At 64.0% G+C, this 17724-nt stretch carries 17 protein-coding genes; 8 read left to right on the top strand and 9 right to left on the bottom strand.

All coding sequences use genetic code 11. From position 1 onward, the window contains the following. The first annotated feature begins 18 nt into the window (after positions 1–18). Both CHB90_RS04190 and CHB90_RS04185 read left to right on the top strand, forming a co-directional pair. Entirely contained in the window at positions 19–900 is an 882-nt protein-coding gene (locus CHB90_RS04190; RefSeq protein ID WP_089276600.1) for a glutathione S-transferase, read from the top strand. 76 nt (positions 901–976) lie between these two features. Next, positions 977–2491, top strand: coding sequence for a YifB family Mg chelatase-like AAA ATPase (locus CHB90_RS04185; protein WP_089276599.1), 1515 nt, complete (start codon positions 977–979; stop codon positions 2489–2491). On the opposite strand, the gene CHB90_RS04180 is transcribed toward CHB90_RS04185, so the two are convergent. The 4 genes from CHB90_RS04180 to rsmI all read right to left on the bottom strand — a co-directional run bounded on the left by CHB90_RS04180 (position 2457) and on the right by rsmI (position 5635). Then, positions 2457–3356 (bottom strand): alpha/beta hydrolase, encoded by a 900-nt coding sequence (locus CHB90_RS04180; protein ID WP_089276598.1) that lies wholly within the window; start codon positions 3354–3356, stop codon positions 2457–2459. The genes CHB90_RS04185 and CHB90_RS04180 overlap by 35 nt on opposite strands. Continuing rightward, positions 3353–4288 carry a glutathione synthase gene (gene gshB, locus CHB90_RS04175; protein WP_089276597.1) on the bottom strand — a complete coding sequence of 312 codons (936 nt, stop codon included), beginning with the start codon at positions 4286–4288 and terminating at the stop codon, positions 3353–3355. Before gshB ends, CHB90_RS04180 begins: the two co-directional genes overlap by 4 nt. Before the next feature lie 104 nt (positions 4289–4392). Next, on the bottom strand, positions 4393–4779 hold the full coding sequence (locus CHB90_RS04170; RefSeq protein ID WP_089276683.1) for a YraN family protein: 387 nt from the start codon (positions 4777–4779) through the stop codon (positions 4393–4395). Further along, the gene (gene rsmI, locus CHB90_RS04165) at positions 4766–5635 is read right to left on the bottom strand and encodes a 16S rRNA (cytidine(1402)-2'-O)-methyltransferase (protein ID WP_089276682.1); all 870 of its coding nucleotides are present in this window, start codon (positions 5633–5635) and stop codon (positions 4766–4768) included. Before rsmI ends, CHB90_RS04170 begins: the two co-directional genes overlap by 14 nt. A gap of 138 nt (positions 5636–5773) precedes the next feature. On the opposite strand from rsmI, the gene CHB90_RS04160 reads away from it, so the two are divergent. Next, the gene (locus CHB90_RS04160; RefSeq protein ID WP_089276596.1) at positions 5774–6964 is read left to right on the top strand and encodes a penicillin-binding protein activator; all 1191 of its coding nucleotides are present in this window, start codon (positions 5774–5776) and stop codon (positions 6962–6964) included. After that, a complete protein-coding gene (locus CHB90_RS04155) occupies positions 6924–9719 on the top strand; it encodes a [protein-PII] uridylyltransferase (RefSeq protein ID WP_245823159.1) in 2796 nt (931 codons plus the stop codon). Before CHB90_RS04160 ends, CHB90_RS04155 begins: the two co-directional genes overlap by 41 nt. Before the next feature lie 4 nt (positions 9720–9723). On the opposite strand, the gene CHB90_RS04150 is transcribed toward CHB90_RS04155, so the two are convergent. The 3 genes from CHB90_RS04150 to CHB90_RS04140 form a co-directional block, all read right to left on the bottom strand. Next, positions 9724–10095 carry a hypothetical protein gene (locus CHB90_RS04150; protein ID WP_089276595.1) on the bottom strand — a complete coding sequence of 124 codons (372 nt, stop codon included), beginning with the start codon at positions 10093–10095 and terminating at the stop codon, positions 9724–9726. Between the two features lie 22 nt (positions 10096–10117). Continuing rightward, the gene (locus CHB90_RS04145; RefSeq protein WP_089276594.1) at positions 10118–10816 is read right to left on the bottom strand and encodes a hypothetical protein; all 699 of its coding nucleotides are present in this window, start codon (positions 10814–10816) and stop codon (positions 10118–10120) included. A gap of 202 nt (positions 10817–11018) precedes the next feature. Beyond that, positions 11019–11447 (bottom strand): hypothetical protein, encoded by a 429-nt coding sequence (locus CHB90_RS04140; protein ID WP_089276593.1) that lies wholly within the window; start codon positions 11445–11447, stop codon positions 11019–11021. A 153-nt stretch (positions 11448–11600) separates the two neighbouring features. Here CHB90_RS04140 and CHB90_RS04130 point away from each other — a divergent pair, with 153 nt between their 5' ends. The 3 genes from CHB90_RS04130 (at position 11601) to CHB90_RS04120 (ending at position 15071) form a co-directional block, all read left to right on the top strand. Further along, entirely contained in the window at positions 11601–12194 is a 594-nt protein-coding gene (locus tag CHB90_RS04130) for a LysE family translocator (protein WP_089276592.1), read from the top strand. A 73-nt stretch (positions 12195–12267) separates the two neighbouring features. Continuing rightward, entirely contained in the window at positions 12268–13815 is a 1548-nt protein-coding gene (gene murJ / locus CHB90_RS04125; RefSeq protein WP_089276591.1) for a murein biosynthesis integral membrane protein MurJ, read from the top strand. Further along, on the top strand, positions 13812–15071 hold the full coding sequence (locus CHB90_RS04120; protein WP_089276590.1) for a phospholipase D-like domain-containing protein: 1260 nt from the start codon (positions 13812–13814) through the stop codon (positions 15069–15071). Before murJ ends, CHB90_RS04120 begins: the two co-directional genes overlap by 4 nt. A gap of 19 nt (positions 15072–15090) precedes the next feature. On the opposite strand, the gene CHB90_RS04115 is transcribed toward CHB90_RS04120, so the two are convergent. Next, entirely contained in the window at positions 15091–15774 is a 684-nt protein-coding gene (locus CHB90_RS04115) for a rhomboid family intramembrane serine protease (RefSeq protein WP_089276589.1), read from the bottom strand. Positions 15775–15854: 80 nt separating this feature from the next. On the opposite strand from CHB90_RS04115, the gene trpS reads away from it, so the two are divergent. Next, positions 15855–16892, top strand: a complete 1038-nt coding sequence (gene trpS, locus CHB90_RS04110; protein WP_089276588.1) for a tryptophan--tRNA ligase — start codon at positions 15855–15857, stop codon at positions 16890–16892. 127 nt (positions 16893–17019) lie between these two features. On the opposite strand, the gene CHB90_RS04105 is transcribed toward trpS, so the two are convergent. Then, on the bottom strand, positions 17020–17655 hold the full coding sequence (locus CHB90_RS04105) for a hypothetical protein (RefSeq protein WP_089276680.1): 636 nt from the start codon (positions 17653–17655) through the stop codon (positions 17020–17022). Positions 17656–17724 lie beyond the last annotated feature (69 nt).

The following is a 17724-nucleotide window of genomic DNA, read 5'->3' as shown; positions in this document are numbered from 1 at the left end:
CGCAACCGGAGAGGTTCCATGGCGCAAAAGCTTTTTCTTGGCGACTACAGTTATTCCAGCTGGTCCTTGCGAGCCTGGCTGCTGTTTCGCCGCTTTGACATTCCGGTCGGGATCGAACTGATCGACTTCATGAAGGCCGGCGTGGCCGAGCAGATGGCCGCCATGGTTCCCACGCGCACCGTGCCGACGCTGGTCACCGAAGAGGGAACCGTGATCTGGGACAGCCTTGCCATCGCCGAGGAACTGAATGACCGTCACCCCGAGGCTAGTCTCTGGCCCGCCGATCCGGCGCTGCGCGCTTTGTCCAGGGGCCTTGCGTCGGAAATGCACTCCAGCTTTGGCACATTGCGAGAGCTGTGCCCGATGAACCTGCGCGCGGCCTATGCTGAAACCCCTGTCCCGGACGGATTGCAGGCGGATCTGGCGCGGCTGGAGGTGTTGTGGACCCACGCTCTGGACGTGTCGGGAGGTCCGTGGCTTTGTGGCGAATACTCGGTCGCCGATGCGTTTTATGCCCCGGTTTCCGCACGGATCGCGGGCTATGCCTTGCCCGTGTCGGACAGGCTGCGCGCCTATGTTGACGCCCATCTTGCCGATCCGGCCTTTCGCCGTTGGCGTGCAATGGGGCTCGCGCGTGGCGCGACGCTGCCCTGGTATGACCGCGATTACGCAAAGGTGCCCTGGCCCGGTCCGGCCCCCCGCATTGCGCGGCCGGTGGATACCGGCACAGCGGAAAACACCGCCTGCCCCTATTCCGGTGATCCGGTGACGCACCTGATGGAAACCGAAGGTCGCGTCTTTGGTTTTTGCAACGCCTTTTGCCGCGACAAGACGGTGAACGACCCGGACGCCTGGCCGCAATTCGTGGCCCTGCGCGACGGAACAGGCGCGGTTTCTTAACCCGCCCGTGCGCGCGTTAACCAATTGCTAACCAAGACCGGCGCAGGCTCCCTTCGGTTCCGATGCGGAGAGGTTCATGGTTGCGCGCGCCCATACGGTGGCTTTCGAAGGGGTGCAGGCCCGCCCGGTGGAGGTGCAATGCGCCGTCACCCCCGGCGTTCCGGCCTTTTCCATCGTCGGCCTGCCGGACAAGGCAGTGTCAGAGGCGCGCGACCGGGTGCGCACCGCGCTGACCTCTCTGGCCATCGCGCTGCCGTCCAAACGCATCACGGTAAACCTTGCCCCCGCCGACCTGCCCAAGGTCGGATCCCATTTCGATCTGCCCATCGCGCTTGGCCTGTTGGCCGCGCTGGACATCCTGCCCAAAGATGCCATCGCCCAGACCGTGGCCCTGGGCGAGTTGTCCCTTGATGGCGACCTTTTGCCAGTTGTGGGCGCCCTGCCCGCCGCCATGGCCGCCGCGGATGAGGATCGCATCCTGATCTGCCCGCGCGCCTCTGGCGCAGAGGCCGCATGGGTCGACTCCTGCACCGTTATCGGCGCGGGAAACCTGCTGGACATCGTGCGCCACTTCTCCGGGGCCAATGTGCTGGAACCCGCCACACCCGGAGAGATCACACCTGTATCCGCCACACGCGACCTGCGCGACGTCAAAGGGCAGGAACGGGCCAAGCGGGCGCTGGAAATCGCTGCCGCCGGGCGTCATCACCTGATGATGATCGGGCCGCCCGGGTCCGGAAAATCCATGATGGCCGCGCGTCTGCCCGGCATCCTGCCGCCGCTGACACCGATCGAGGCGCTGGAAACCTCGATGGTCCACTCCATCGCCGGACTGCTCACCAATGGTGGCATTTCCCGGACCCGCCCCTTTCGCGAACCCCATCACACTGCGTCGATGGCGGCCCTGATCGGGGGCGGGCGCACGGCCCAGCCCGGAGAGATCAGCCTGGCGCACAATGGCGTGCTGTTCATGGACGAATTCCCCGAGTTTCCGCGCGGTGTGTTGGAAACCCTGCGCCAGCCGATCGAAACGGGCGAGGTCATGGTGTCGCGCGCCAACGCCCACATTCGCTATCCGGCGCGGTTTTTGCTGGTGGCGGCGGCGAACCCCTGCAAATGCGGCTATCTCACCGATCCCGCGCAGGCCTGTTCTCGAGCGCCAAACTGCGGCGAGGACTACCTGGGCCGCATCTCAGGCCCACTGATGGACCGGTTCGACCTGCGACTAGAGGTGCCGCCAGTGGCCTTTGCCGATCTCGACTTGCCCGCCTCGGGCGATACCTCGGCCGAGGTTGCCGCCCGCGTCGCCACCGCCCGCGCCGTACAGGAAGCCCGCTTTGCCGACCACGAAGATCTGCGCACCAATGCCGACGCCGAGGGCCAGTGCCTGGACGAGATCGCGACACCGGACGATGAGGGGCGTGCCTTGCTCACCCGCGCCGCCGACCGTTTTGCGCTGACGGCACGCGGCTATCACCGCGTTTTGCGCGTCGCCCGCACCATCGCCGATCTGGACGACAGCCCGGATGTTTGTCGCCCCCACATCGCCGAGGCGCTCAGCTATCGCCTTTTGTCCGCGAAAGAGAGTTGATCCACACCGCAAGGTCGCGCAGCGTCGCCCGCCCTTCCGGCAGGAGGTTGTGAAACATCGGCCAGACATGCGGCAGATCGTGGGCTATGACTTCGGTGACCACGACCCCCTGTGCGCGCAGCCGGTCCGCCATGCGCCGTGTATCATCCAGCAGGATTTCCGTGTCGCCAGCGCACAGCCAGACCGACCCCGCCCCATCAAAGTCGGCATAGAGCGGTGAGGCTTTGGGATCTCGCGGGTCAGTGCCTTGCAGGTAGCGCTCCAGCGTCTCATGCGCGCGTGCCACCGGTAGGATGACCTCTGCCTCCGCGTTGCGTGTCACGCTGTCGCCCGACAGCGTCAGGTCAGTGATCGGCGAGAAGGCAAAGACCCCGCGTGGCCTGGGCATACCCTGACGCAAGATTTCGGCCAGCGCCGCCAGAACCAATGCGCCACCCGCGCTGTCACCGCCTAGAATGACCCCTTCGGGCCGGTCCATCAGGGCACGGTAACAGGCCAGAACGTCGTCCAGAGCGGCGGGATGGGTGTGCTCTGGCGCCAGACGGTATTTCACCAGGCACGCGGGCACGTCTGCATCGCGTGACAGGCATGCCAGCATCGCTCGATGCGTCCGAGGCGACCCCATGACAAAGGCTCCGCCGTGGACATGCAGGATCACTGGCCCCACTTTGGACGGGTTGACGTGTAACACCGGCACGCCCTCCAGCGCCGCCGATTCAAATCGCGTTCCCCAAGGTGCGCGAAAATAGAACCGCGCCTTGGTCTCGAATGAGCGGCGCAGGGCAACGGCGTCCTGCGTGCGCGCAAGATGGGGCTTTTCCGTCCAGCGCAGCCAGGCGTTCAAGACCGGACGCATCAGGCTCATGGCAGCTTGCGTTCGATCGCTTGCCAGATCTTCTCGGCGACGTTGATACCGTCAAAGCGTTCGAGTTCCTGAATGCCGGTCGGAGAGGTGACGTTGATCTCTGTCAGCCAGTCACCAATGACGTCGATCCCGACAAATACCTGCCCCTTGTCGCGCAGTTCCGGCCCGATGGCCGCACAGATTTCCAGATCGCGCTGCGTCAGGGCCACCTTCTCGGGCCTGCCGCCGACGTGCATGTTGGACCGCACTTCGCCCTCTGCGGGGACGCGGTTGATCGCCCCCACGGGTTCGCCGTCCACAAGGATGACCCGCTTGTCGCCTTTGGACACGGCCGGCAGGTATTTCTGCACAATCAACGGCTCCCGCGAAAAGCCGGTGAACATCTCGTAAAGCGAACTGAGGTTGCCATCGCTGGCCCCCAGCTTGAAAACACCGGCGCCGCCGTTGCCGTATAGCGGCTTGACGATCACATCGCCGTGTTTCGCCCGAAAGGCGCGCAGCACGTCCAGGTCCCGCGCGATGGCCGTTGGCGGCGTCAGGTCCGGAAAGTTCAGCACCAGCAGTTTTTCAGGCGAATTGCGCACCCAGAACGGGTCATTCACCACAAGCACGTCGTCCTTGAGCCGGTCCAGTAGATGGGTCGTCGTGATATAATGCATGTCGAACGGCGGATCCTGACGCAGCCAGATCACATCCATCTCTGTCAGGTCGACGGCCACACGCTCCCCCAGCACAGCCGGACTGGCCTCTACCCGTTGCACGGTCATCCAGTGACCGCGCGCGGTCACACGGCCCTCTTCATAGGCCAGTTGGTCCGGCCCGTAGTAAAACAGTTGATGCCCTCGCGCCTGCGCCTCTTCGGCGAGTCGGAAAGAGCTGTCGGCGTTGATGTCTACCCCGGTGATCGGGTCCATCTGAAAGGCGATTTTCATGTGCTTTCCCTGCAAATCTCTTGCCATAGATGGCGCAGGATGCGGGCGGGCGCAATGCGGGCGCGCCCTTCGCCGCCGCACAGGGCCATTTCACCCGGACCAATTCAGCAGAGCGCGTTTTCAATCACCTTGATGTCACCATATGCATTCACCAACGCCACATCGAACCGCACATCCGTCAGGGAGCCGTGCGGCTGGGTTCCCAGAAATTCCTCTGCCGCCTGCATCAACCGCCTGATCTGGCGTTGCGACAGGCGGTCGGCGGCCCGTGCAAAACTGCGGCTTTTCTTGACCTCGACCAAGATGACCCCATCGCCGTTCTGCATCACAAGGTCAATTTCACCGGACTGACCGCGCCAACGGCGCGCCACCAGCGGATAGCCGCGCCGGGCATAGTCAGACGCGACACCGTCCTCAGCGGCAAGGCCGGTGTGATAGCCGCACAGCCCGGTCGCCTGTCGCCCCGTTTCAGCGGAGTCAGCCAGTCCCATCCCGATCTTCATCCTCTTTGTCAGAGCCCGTTTCAGCGAGGCGCATGGCCAATTGATAGACCGGACGCCGTTTCACCCCGAACCGCGCCGAGACAAAATCCGCCGCATCCCGCACGGACATCGTTTCCAGCGCCTTGTTCACCTCATGTTCTAGGTCAATTTCCCTAACAGACCCTGAAGCCCCTTTCCCGATCAGCACCACCACCTCGCCTTTGGCGGGGGTTTCGCGGTAGTGATCGGCCAGTTCGGACAGGTGGCCGCGTCGGGTCTCCTCGAATTTCTTGGTCAACTCACGGCAAACGGCGGCCTGGCGGTCGCCCAGCACCTCTTGCGCGGCCGCCAACATGTCGGGCAGCCGCCTGGGGGATTCGTAGAACACCAATGTTGCCGGAACCCCCGACAGATCCCGCAAAGCGGTTTTGCGTGGCCCACCCGCGTTCGGCAGGAACCCGGCAAAAAGGAATCGGTCCGTCGGCAGCCCCGCCAGCGTCAGCGCCGTGATCACGGCGCTTGCCCCCGGCGCGCTTGTCACCGCATGTCCCGCCTCCGACGCCGCCCGTGCCAAATCAAAACCGGGGTCCGAAATCATCGGCGTGCCCGCCTCGGAGGCATACAACACCGCGCGGCCCGCCTCCAGTTCCGCCATCAGGCGCGGTCGCATCCGCGCGCCGTTGTGATCGTGGTACGCCAGTAGCGGCCTGTCACCCAGCGCCACGCCTTGGATCTCCATCAACCGCCGCAGGCTGCGCGTATCCTCTGCCACCAGCACATCCGCCGACGCCAGCAGATCCAGCGCCCGCAAGGTGATGTCCCGCGCGTTGCCGATCGGTGTGGCGATCAGGTACAGTCCCGGCATCAATCCGCCACCAGACCCGGCATTGTCCGCAATCGTCACTGGCCCCCCCTTTCTCGCTTCTTTATGATCGGCGGCAAATCGCGCCGCACACTACCCGTGTCGCACCAAAAGCGCAGAACACGAGGGAGCCTGTAGTTCATGTTTGCCATTTTTACCAACCTCCGCAAGGCGCTGCGCCCATTGGCCGGTCTGGCCGCGGCCCTCACGCTGGCTGCTTGCGACCCCTCCGGCCTGCCCGGTCTTGGCGGTGGCGGCGACGGAGGCCCCCGGATCAACACCGGCAAACCGATCCCTGTCGCCCTGTTGGTGCCGCAGTCGGACAGTGGCGCGGCCCCCATTGCCACCGCTCTGGAAAACGCTGCTCGGCTGGCAATGGCGGACCTTGGCGACGCCGTGACCATCGACCTGCGCGTCTATGACACCGGCGGACAGGCACCTGCTGCCGCAGCTGTGGCCCAGAAGGCGGTCGATGACGGCGCCAAGATCATTCTGGGACCGCTGCGCGCCGATGCGGTGAATGCCGCAGGTCTGGCCGTGTCGGACGAGGGCATCAACGTGCTGGGTTTTTCGAACAACCCGACCATTGCGGGCGGCAACGTGTTCATCCTTGGCGCGACCTTTGACAACACCGCGCTACGCATGGTCGAGCACGCCCGCCGCAACGGCAAGTCCAAGCTGGTCATCCTGTATTCCGACGACGTGGCAGGCCAGTTGGGCAAGCTGGCAATCGAAAAGGCCGCGACGGCAGCGGGAGTTCAGGTGGTCGGATCGCAGCCCTACCAACTTTCGATCGAGGGCGTGTCGAACGCCGCACAAGCCGCTGGTCGTGTGGTCAATTCCGGTGCCGCCGACAGCATCTTTATCACCACCGACGCCACCAACGCCGCCATGCAGATGCTGCTGACGCAATTGCCTGAGGCTGGCGTGACTGCGGACAAGGTTCAGTACCTTGGTCTGACCCGTTGGGACGTGCGGCCGGATCTGTTTTCCATGCCCGGCGCGGACGGGGCGTGGTTTGCCCTGCCGGACACCCAGCGCCTTGCGGCGTTCTCGGCGCGCTACAAGACCGCTTATGGCACCGATCCGCACCCGCTGGCCGGTCTGGCCTATGACGGGATCAGTGCCATCGGCACTCTGGCTCTGGCGGGGCGCGCTGACGCACTGTCCACCACGGCTCTTACCTCGACTGGCTTTACCGGGACGGGCGGTGTATTCCGACTGTTGAACGATGGCACCAACCGGCGTGCGCTGGCGGTGGCCACGGTAAAAGACAAGCAGATGGTGATCCTTGACCCTGCCCCAAGCAACCTCTCCGGCGGCGGTTTCTGACACAGAAACCCTCCCCGATGACCTGATCGCGCCCGCCGCCGAGATCTTTGATCTCTCGGCGGTGCGCAGCGCGCTGTTTTCCGGCCTGCCAAAAGGCGCGGCGGAATCCGACATCCGCAAGCACACGGTCGCCACCCTGCGCGACGCCCGCGATGCCGGGCGCGCAGCAGTGGCAGAGGCCTTTGCGTTGGAACCGTTTGGTGCGCGACGGACCACACGATCCTATACCTGGATCACCGACTGCATCGTCCGCCTGACCTTTGAGATCGCCACCGAAGTCCTGCACCGGCGCCCCAACCCGACAGAGGCAGAGCGTCTGTCCGTCCTGTCGGTCGGCGGCTATGGCCGTGGCGAAATGGCCCCCTATTCCGACGTCGACCTGCTGTTCCTGACCCCCTATAAGATCACCGCCTGGGCCGAGAGCGTCATTGAATCGATGCTCTACATTCTGTGGGACTTGCGGCTGAAAGTCGGACACAGCTCACGTACGGTGCGGGATTGCCTACGCCTGGGAGGCGAAGATTTCACGATCCGCACCGCCATGCTGGAAAGCCGCTTTCTCATCGGCGACCGGGGATTGGCCGACGATCTGGAAAAGGCGCTCTGGAACGATCTTTTCAACGCCACTGCACGCGAATTTGTCGAGGCGAAACTGTCGGAACGCGATGCCCGCCACGACAAGCAGGGCCAGCGCTACATGGTCGAGCCCAACGTCAAAGAGGGCAAGGGCGGGTTGCGCGACCTGCAATCGCTGTTCTGGATCATCAAGTATGTCCACCACACCGACGACGTGTCGCGACTGGTGACGGCGGGTGTGTTCCGTCCCGAGGAATACGAAACATTTGTGCAGGCCGAGCGTTTTCTCTGGGCGGTGCGCTGTCACCTGCATCTGGCCGCAGGGCGCGCCAACGAACAGCTCAGCTTTGACATGCAGGTCGAGGTGGCCGCGCGCATGGGCTACAACGACCGGGGCGGGCGGCGCGCAGTGGAATGGTTCATGCAGGAGTATTTCCGCCACGCCACTGCCGTCGGTGATCTGACGCGCATCCTGCTGACCTCTCTGGAGGCGGACCACACCAAGGGCGCGCCGCTGATCCAGCGGCTGTTCAACCGCCCGCCGCAGGTCAAACCCGGCTACCGCGTGGTCAACAACCGCCTTGCGCTGGACGACGATGAGGCATTCCTGTCGGACAAACTGAACCTGTTGCGCCTGTTCGAGGAAGGCCTGCGCACCGGATTGCTGATCCACCCGGACGCCATGCGGCTGGTCAAGGCGAACCTGAACCTGATCGACAACGGCTTCCGCGACGACGAAGAGGCGCGCCGCCTGTTCCTTGACCTGATGCTGAAACACGGCAATCCGGAACGTGCGCTGCACCGAATGAACGAACTGGGCGTGCTGGCCGCCGTCATCCCCGAATTTGCGCCCATCGTGGCGATGATGCAGTTCAACATGTACCACCACTACACGGTGGACGAACACACCATCCAGTGCATCTGGAACCTGTCCGAAATCGAACTGGGCCACCTGACAGAGGAACTGCCCGTCGCCTCGACAATCCTCAAGGAAGGCGTCAACCGTCGAGTCTTGTATGTGGCGTTGCTGCTGCACGACATCGGCAAGGGTCGGGATGAGGATCACTCGATCCTGGGCGCACGCATAGCGCGCAGCGTCGCACCCCGCCTGGGCCTGAACAAAAGCGAATGTGCCACGGTGGAATGGCTTGTCCGCTATCATCTGCTGATGTCCGACATGGCGCAGAAACGCGACATCGCCGATCCGCGCACGGTCCGCGACTTTGCCAAGGCAGTGCAGACACGCGAGCGGCTGGATCTGCTTTGTGTGCTGACGGTCTGTGACATTCGCGGCGTCGGTCCCGGCGTCTGGAACAACTGGAAGGCCGCACTGATCCGCGCGCTGTACCGCCAGACGCGCCGCGCCCTTGAGGGCGGGATGGAGGCGCTCAACCGTGAGAACCGCGGCACCGAGGCGCGCAAAGCCTTGCGTGCGGCGCTGTCGGACTGGGACAAGGACGCACTGGTTGCCGAAATCCGGCGGCATTATCCGCCCTATTGGCAGGGCCTGCATGTCACCGCGCATGTCGTGTTCGCCAAACTTTTGCGCGACCTGCAGGAAGATGAGATCAAGATCGACATCCACCCGGATGAGGATCGCGACGCCACCCGCGTCTGTTTTGCGCTTCAGGACCACCCCGGCATCTTTTCCCGTCTCGCGGGCGCGCTGGCGCTGTCGGGGGCAAACATCGTCGATGCGCGGACCTTCACCACCAAGGACGGCTACGCCACAGCCGCGTTCTGGATTCAGGACTCCGAGGGATCACCTTATGAGGACACCCGCATCCCGCGCCTGCGCGAAACCATCCGCAAGACTCTGAAAGGCGAGGTTGTCACACGAGAGGCGATCCGCCCCAAGGACAAGCTCAAGAAGCGCGAAAAGGCATTCCGGGTGCCGACACACATCACCTTTGACAACGACGGCTCCGAGATCTTTACCATCATCGAGGTGGACACCCGCGACCGTCCCGGCCTGCTGTATGATCTTACCCGCACGCTGGCCAACCTGAACATCTACATCGCCTCCGCCGTCATCGCGACCTATGGCGAACAGGTGGTCGATACGTTCTACGTCAAGGACATGTTCGGGCTGAAACTGCACTCCAAGGTCAAGCGCGACCTGATCGAGAAAAAGCTGCGCGCCGCGATTGACGAAGGTTCGCAACGGGCGCGCGACTGACGTCCTACGAGTCCGGCGCAAGATCCTGGGTCGAGGTTTCGGTGATGCAATAGACCTCACCGTCAATCTCGATCCAGACCAGCCGCGCGTGGGTGACAGCCAGAGGGTCCAGCCCGCGCAGATTGTCACCCATCAATACCCCACCGTCGCGCGTGCTGTCCGGCAGCGTAAAGTCCGGCACCTGATTGCGTAGAATATCTGTCGGATTCTGCATCAACAATTCGATCGGCGACGCCGTGAATGGCGGGCTGACGCCAACGATCTGGTCAGGGTCGAACCCCTGAAGCAACAGCGCCGAGTCCGGCAACCCCTGCCCCTCTGCGGCGGCCTGTGCGGCCAGCAACGCAAACGCCGCGCCATATGCACATCGTCTCATGACCAATCTCCCTGTGGCTGTTTCAATCTCCGTCGCCCGCGTCCTGCGGGGGCGGGGCCGCGCTGACGGGGAATAACGCCGTCAATGACCCTCGGGATGCCACCAGCATGACGCACTTGAACGACGATTGGCCCGCGCCCTGCGCCTTGGTGGAGAAATGCACCGTGCAGGCCGCACCCTTGACGTTCACCCGTGTCGGCACCCCGATAGCCGCCCCATCCCGCGCCCGTGCGGCAAGTTTCTGTTCCGCGTGGTCGATCTGGGCCTTCAGCTGGTAATCGTCGCTGGCCGCATAGACCGGGATCACGCGACTGTTCTCGCCGATCAGGGCAAACACCGGATCCGGTGCCGCCACGGAAAAGGTCCACGGCTCCAACGTGTCGGATTTTTCGACCCTCTGCGCATACAGCCCCCGCGTATCAATCGAAATCGTCTCACCCGGCGCCAGTTCCTGCGCGATGGACACCACGGCGCGGCGCGACACGTCCGCTGGCACGATCTCGATATGCGAGGCAAAGATCGGCAGTTTCCCGGTGTTCCGCAACAGCCCGTCCCGCTCTGTCATAAAGGCTGTCACGCTCAGGCCTGGCGTGGTGAACAGGCGATGATACCCGTCCAGCATTGGCTGCCAGACAAACAACAACGCCGAGGTCACAAAGCCCAGCAGGGTTGCCACGGTGATGGTCTGTTTGGCGCGCTCATAGACCACGTTCTGGCTCATGTTGCAGGCGGTGCAGACCCTGGCATTCTGCGCCGGCAAAGAATTGGAACACCATCTGCAAACGGCGGCGGTCATGAAATCCGGAATCCTCAAAGGGCTGTCTCAATGAGGTCAGGCTACGCGCGGGCCAATCATCTGGCAAGCTTTCCGCGTTTTCAGTCGCCGATGTTCAACCCAGGGGCGCAGCGGCCTGGCTTCGCCCTCAACCCTCCCAGATTGCAGTCACATGTGCCTCTTGCGCGCTGCCCGTCTGGATGTCGGCAAACCCCATGGCCTCTTTGCGGGTCCGAAACACGCCAAAGGCCCACGGACTGTTGCCCTCTGTGATCGATTGATACATGCGCGACATGCCATAGGCCACGTCTCCCGGCGCATAGACCGACGTCTTCGACGACAGATCCCGCACCGTGTAGTAGTTTTTCATCTGGTAGGCGAGACGCAGCATATCGTCGAAATAACTGCTCTCCAACGTACAATCGGACATGTCGATCAGCACATGCTGCATGCCGTCAAACAGCGGATCAGCCGTGTAGGCCTGAAAAGCGGCGATATGCTGCGCGGTAGACACATCCCCACGAAACCAGGACAAAACCAGATTGGCTTCGGGCAGCACTTTGAAGGTGACAGGCACGGCAAAGCCCTTTCCGGGACTGTTTTGACGGTCATTTTCAGAACTTAGCAAAACCCTTCGTCAAGCAAAGCGCAATAGGTGCGCCTTTTGCCAAACATTTACACATATTCGCACGCCCCTTGCGTGCAAAGCACAGCACGGCATTCTGGCCTCATGTCCGATGTGCCGCAGTTCCTTGCCGTTGCCTTTGCCCTGACGGGCAGTCCAGGGCCGAACACCCTGTCGGTGGCGGCCGTCGGCGCAGCCTTCGGGCGCAGGCGCGGGCTGGGCTATATGGCCGGGCTGACGCTGGGCATGCTGGGGGTGATTGCCATTGTGGGCAGCGGGTTATCGGCCCTTTTGCTGGCCTTGCCCGGTGTCGCCCCGGCGGTGACGGTGGTTGCGGCGGCCTATTTCCTCTGGCTGGCATGGCGGATCGCCACCGCGCCGCCCATCGGTCTTGCCAAAGCGCAAGGCCAGCCGCCGCGCTGGACCGAAGGCGCGCTGCTGTCGCTGGTCAACCCCAAGGCCTACGCCGCCATGGCCGCCGCCTTTTCCGGCTTTACCCTTGTGACCGGGGCACCGGTTGGCGACGCGCTGGTGAAAACTGCCCTGCTGATGCTGACGATCCTTGCCGTCAATCTTGCCTGGCTTCTTGCGGGCAGCCTGCTGACCCGCATCGTGCGCAACCCGCGTGCCGGGCGCATCATCAACCTGACCTTTGCCGGTGCCTTGCTGGTTGCGGTCGCCGCCACGGCCCTACTGTAAGCCGCTGCTGCCTCCCCTTTCTCCGACTGCCGCTTTGGGATAAGCGAGGCGCAGAGCAGCAAGCGAGCCACCAATGAAACCCATCCGCCTTGTCGCCGGTGTCATGACCGTCGGTTTCTGGACCCTGATGAGCAGGGTCCTGGGTGTCGTGCGCGAAATCCTGATCCTTGGCCTGATCGGTCCGGGCCCGGTGATGGATGCCTTTGTCGCCGCCTTCCGCCTGCCCAACATGTTCCGCCGCTTTTTCGCAGAGGGCGCATTCAACGCCGCCTTTGTGCCGCTGTTCTCCAAGAAATACGAAGGCGAAGAGCATCCGATGGTCTTTGCCCGCGACGCCTTTAACGGGTTGGCGACAGTGCTCTTGGGGCTGACGGCTGTGGCGATGATCTTTATGCCCGCGCTGGTCTGGGCCACGGCGGGCGGCTTTTATGGCGATGCGCGGTTCGACCTGACGGTGGGCTATGGCCGCATCGTCTTTCCCTACATCCTGCTGATCTCGCTGGCGGCGCTGTTTTCCGGCGCATTGAACACCGCCGGGCATTTCGCCGCTGCCGCTGCCGCGCCGGTTCTGCTCAACATCCTTGTCTGCGCCTCCATGGCCTTGGGCGTGGCACTGGGGGGCGAGGTGATCCAATGGCTGATCTGGACCGTTCCGGTGGCAGGCATGGCGCAACTGGCGCTGGTCTGGGTCGCCGCCGAACGCTCCGGCCTGCGCATTCGCCCCGGCCTGCCGCGTTGGACGCCCGATATGAAACGCCTTGTGGTGATCGCCTTGCCTGCGGCCCTTGCGGGGGGCGTCATGCAGATCAACCTGCTGGTCGGCCAGCAGGTCGCCAGCCATTTCGACAAGGCGGTGGGCTGGCTGTATGCCGCGGATCGCCTGTACCAGTTGCCGCTTGGCGTGGTCGGCATTGCCGTCGGCATCGTTCTGCTGCCCGACCTGTCCCGCCGATTAAAGGCCGAGGATCACACCGGCGGGCGCGCTGCCTTTTCCCGAGCGGGCGAACTCAGCCTTGCACTGACCATCCCGTCGTCCGTGGCTCTGGTGGTGATCCCGCTGCCGCTGGTGTCGGTCCTGTTCGAACGGGGCGCGACCACCGCCGCCGACAGTGCCGCCATCGCCACGGCGGTGGCGATCTACGGGCTGGGCCTGCCGTCCTTTGTGCTGCAAAAGGTGCTGCAACCGCTGTACTTTGCCCGCGAAGACACCCGCAGCCCGTTCCGCTATGCCGTCTGGGCCATGGTGGTCAACGCCACTATCGCCATCGGCCTGTCACCCTTTATCGGCTGGTTGGCCCCCGCCATCGCCACCACGCTGGCGGGCTGGATCATGGTCTGGCAATTGGCCCGAGGTGCGCGAAAAATGGGAGAGGTCGCCCGCTTTGACACCCGCTTTCGCAACCGTCTGTGGCGCATCTGTGCGGCCTCGGCCGTGATGGGGGCGGCACTCTGGGGGCTGAACGTCTTGCTCGCGCCATGGCTTGCCGTTCCATACCTGCGCTTTGCGGTCCTGTTTGGCCTGATCGTGTCTGGGGCACTGGTCTATGGGATCGCGGGCCAGACACTGGGCGCTTTCCGCCTGTCCGAGGTCAAGTCCATGTTCAAGCGGTCCCGCGCATGACCACCCGCGCACTGCTCTCCGCCAACGACGCCGCCGCCGCGCTGGAACGTCTTGTCGCAAATGCGACGGAGGAGTTGCTGCTGTGCCTGCCTCAGCTGTCGCCAACAGCGCCTCTCTTCACGCCCGAGCTGCGCGATGGCGGGCTTGAGACATGGAGCGACCTGCTGGCACTGCTGTCGCGCCGGGGCATCGACTTGCGCATCCTGATCGCGGACACCGACCCATTGCTGGCACCTGACAGACACCGCTCGGCGTGGTCCCATGCGTCGGGGTTTGCAGATGTGTTGCAGGGTGAGGCGCAACTGGTCTGCGCCACCCACGGCCAACGTGCCACGGGCCTGCGCGCCCGAGCCCTGCGCCACCGTATTGCACCCGCGCTGGCCACGCTCCGGGCCGAAGTGCCCGCCAGCCTGACACCGGTACAGCGTACCCTGCTGACCGCTGGCGCAATCCCGCACCCCGCCGACATCCTGCAAAGTTTCGCGATCGCCGATGGTTTGCGTGCAGTGATCGGTGGGCCGGATCTGGGCACCGATGGCCCTGCCGTTCTGGCCCTTGCGGTCGAGGACGCGGATTTCTGCGGCGCGCTGCGCGGACAGTTTGCCGATACCTGGGCCGACGCCCGCACCAGCGGCGCGCCCAGCCTTGCCGCGCGCCTGTCCCCCATCACCTGCCACGCCAGACCGCAAAGCCGCGAAGATCTGCGCCTGTTTCGCACGCTTGCGCGACCGCAACGGGGCCTGGGCCCACGCCCGCTTGCCGATGACATCGAGGCGGCCCTGTCCCGTCTGTTTCGGTCAGCCCGCCGCCATGTTCTGATCCGCACCGCCGCCTTTCGCCACGACGGGCTGGCGCAGGCGCTGGCCGGGGCGGCAACCCCCAACGGCCCTGATGTGACGCTGCTGCTGCCGCCCGCCACCCGGGACACATGGGACGATGCCCGCGCCAGCGCCCTACAGGCCACCGTCCTGCGCGAGCTACAGACAGCCTATGGCCCGCGCCTGACGCTCCGCGCCGATCCAACCGCCTGCGAGAGCGCCACACTGTGTCTGATAGACGATGTGACCTTTCTGGGCTCAGCCACGCTGACTCGCCGGGCCTGCCGCTGGAACACAGAGGCCATGGTGCTGGTGCGTGACCCGGACCTGACACTGGCGCTGCACGCGCATGTCAGCGACACTCTCGCCCGGGGCGAGACGCTGGAGACGCCCGCCCCGCGTCACATTCGGTCCTGGTTGCCGGACGACCTGTTCTAGGGCGACGTTCCGGGCTGCCTCAGCGCCGCCGAATGCGCGCCACCACGCCAGCCGTCCCGCCGGGGGCCAGAACCACCGTCAGTCCAAACCCGACAATGAAACCCGCTATATCGGCGATCCAGTCGTTGGTGCCGCCAAAAAACACGCCAAACACCAGTTGCACTGCCAACAGCATCCCGATCAGCGAAAACGCCCGATACTGGTTTGCGCCGGCCGTGCCCAACCGCATCCACAGCAAAAAGGTAAACCCGCCGATCAGCCCGTAGACCGACGGAAACGCCCCGATCAGCCAAGGATCATCGCTGATCACGCCAAATGCCACCGCGCCGACAATGCCCGACAGGAAAAAGATCGTCACAAAGGCCAGCGATCCCAGCGCCTCTGTCACGATCTTGCCCATGGCCAGCAGGATCACCATGGCAAACAGCGCATGGCTGAAACTGGCGTGCAGGAACAGGTAACTGACAAAGCGCACCAACAGCTCTGGCGGGAATTGCCCGGTCTCCAGCATCCAGTCAAAGGCGCGCCCCGAAAATCCGTAGGATTCGATCATCCCGGTCCGCCAGCCGACAGCCGCCGGACCGCCGACAATCCCCTGCCCACCCAGCCAGATCACAAGCTCTATCACCGCAAGCACAAGGAACAGCGCAACCACAACCGGCGGCAGCGGGTTGACCGGGGCTTCGTTATGGGGATGGGTCATGGGCTGCCTCTTCCTTGACGGTCCTCAGCCGCATGGGTAAGCCAGCCGCGCAGCAATAGCCACACCCTCCGGGAGTCCCCATGTCAGACACGTCAGACGGCCAGCCCAACTCCGCCTTCACCCCGCGCGTTTTCTCGGGCATCCAGCCCTCCGGCGGATTGACGCTGGGCAACTATCTTGGCGCGTTGAAGCGTTTTGCCGACAGCCAGGATCAAGGCGTCCAGTCGGTCTATTGCATGGTCGACATGCACGCGATCACCGTCTGGCAGGACCCGGATGCGCTGCGCCGCCAGACGCGGGAACTGACCGCTGGCTTCATCGCCTCGGGCGTCGATCCGGAAAAATCCATCCTCTTCAACCAGAGTCAGGTGGCCGAGCACGCGCAACTGGCGTGGATCTTCAACTGCGTTGCCCGCATGGGCTGGATGCAGCGGATGACCCAGTGGAAGGACAAGGCGGGCAAGAACACGCAGAACGCGTCGCTAGGGCTGCTTGCCTACCCGGCACTGATGGCGGCGGACATCCTGGTGTATCACGCCACCCATGTGCCGGTGGGCGAGGACCAAAAACAGCATCTGGAACTGACCCGCGACATCGCGATCAAGTTCAACAATGACTATGGCGTCAACTTCTTTCCCATCACCGAACCGGTGATCGAAGGGGCGGCGACCCGCGTCATGTCGCTGCGCGACGGGTCCAGGAAGATGTCGAAATCCGATCCGTCGGACATGAGCCGCATCAACCTGACCGACGATGCCGATACCATCGCGCAAAAGATCCGCAAGGCCCGGACCGATCCGGAACCGCTGCCCGACACGGCCGAGGGTCTGGCAGAGCGTCCTGAGGCGCGCAACCTGGTGAACATCTACGCCGCGCTTGCGAATCTGACGGTGGATCAGGTCATCGCCGACCACGCTGGCCAGCAGTTCGGCACCTTCAAACCCGCGCTTGCCGATCTGGCGGTCGCCAAGCTGGAGCCGATCTCGACCGAGATGAAGCGCCTGACCGCCGATCCGGGAGAGATTGACGCCATCTTGCGGCGCGGTTCCGAGCGCGCGCGCGAGATTGCCGCCCCGATCCTGGCAAAGACCTATGAGATTGTCGGCATGGTGCGCTGAGGTCTTGACCGCTGCGCGGGGTGCGGATGCGGGACCGGGGCCCTGCCCCGGACCCCGGAGTATTTGGACAAAGAAGAAGCCGGGGCGGTTTTTTGGGAACGCGCTGAGCGCCGTCACAGGGCGCGGTTTAGCCTGACTGCTTCGCCGCCGTGATTCGCGCCATCAGGCGCAGCGCATGTGAGGGGTCCGCCGCGGCGACCGGCATCACCGGGTCATAGGCCGCGCGGATGATTTCCGCGATTTCGGGCCGCAGAATCACCTGCCCTCCGTCGAGCCGCGCAAGCGGCGACCGATCGGTAAAGGCGTTGTCCGACCAAAGCAGGATCGACTGTGCCACTTGGCTCAGCGCCAGCGTTTCGGCGGGCAGATTGGCCAGATCCGCATCCATCCGGAGAAAGATGAAGCAGGCCTTGATGCTGCCATCGCGATCGAACCGGAAGACGCGGTATTGGTTGGCATCCGCTGCCTGCAGCCGTGTCACCAGCGCCGGCAGGCCATCAACCATGCGGTCAAGGTCTGGCACGTCCAGCAGCTCTGCCCAATCGCGGCAGAAGAATACCATGACGTTGGCACCCAGTTCCGGGTCCGTTTCCGCCATCTGGTGGCCCGCCAGAACACAGACCGCCTCAAACGCGCCTTTGATCACCTGCAGCGTGGCCTCTTCGACACCAAAGACGATAGGCGACAAGGGGCGCCCCCAACGGGCACACAAATAGGTTCCGTCGGAACGTGTGAAGAGGGCGGCGATGTCATCTGCGATCATGCGCATGCGCGTACATGGCGGCGCGGCAAGCTTCAAGCCAGCACCTGATTTCACCAGTGGCCAGCATAG

Origin of the sequence: Antarctobacter heliothermus (assembly GCF_900188425.1) — a bacterium.
Classification (GTDB): Bacteria; Pseudomonadota; Alphaproteobacteria; order Rhodobacterales; family Rhodobacteraceae; genus Antarctobacter; species Antarctobacter heliothermus.
Note: the sequence above shows the minus strand (reverse complement) of the source record. Positions and strands in the feature narration are given on the sequence as shown.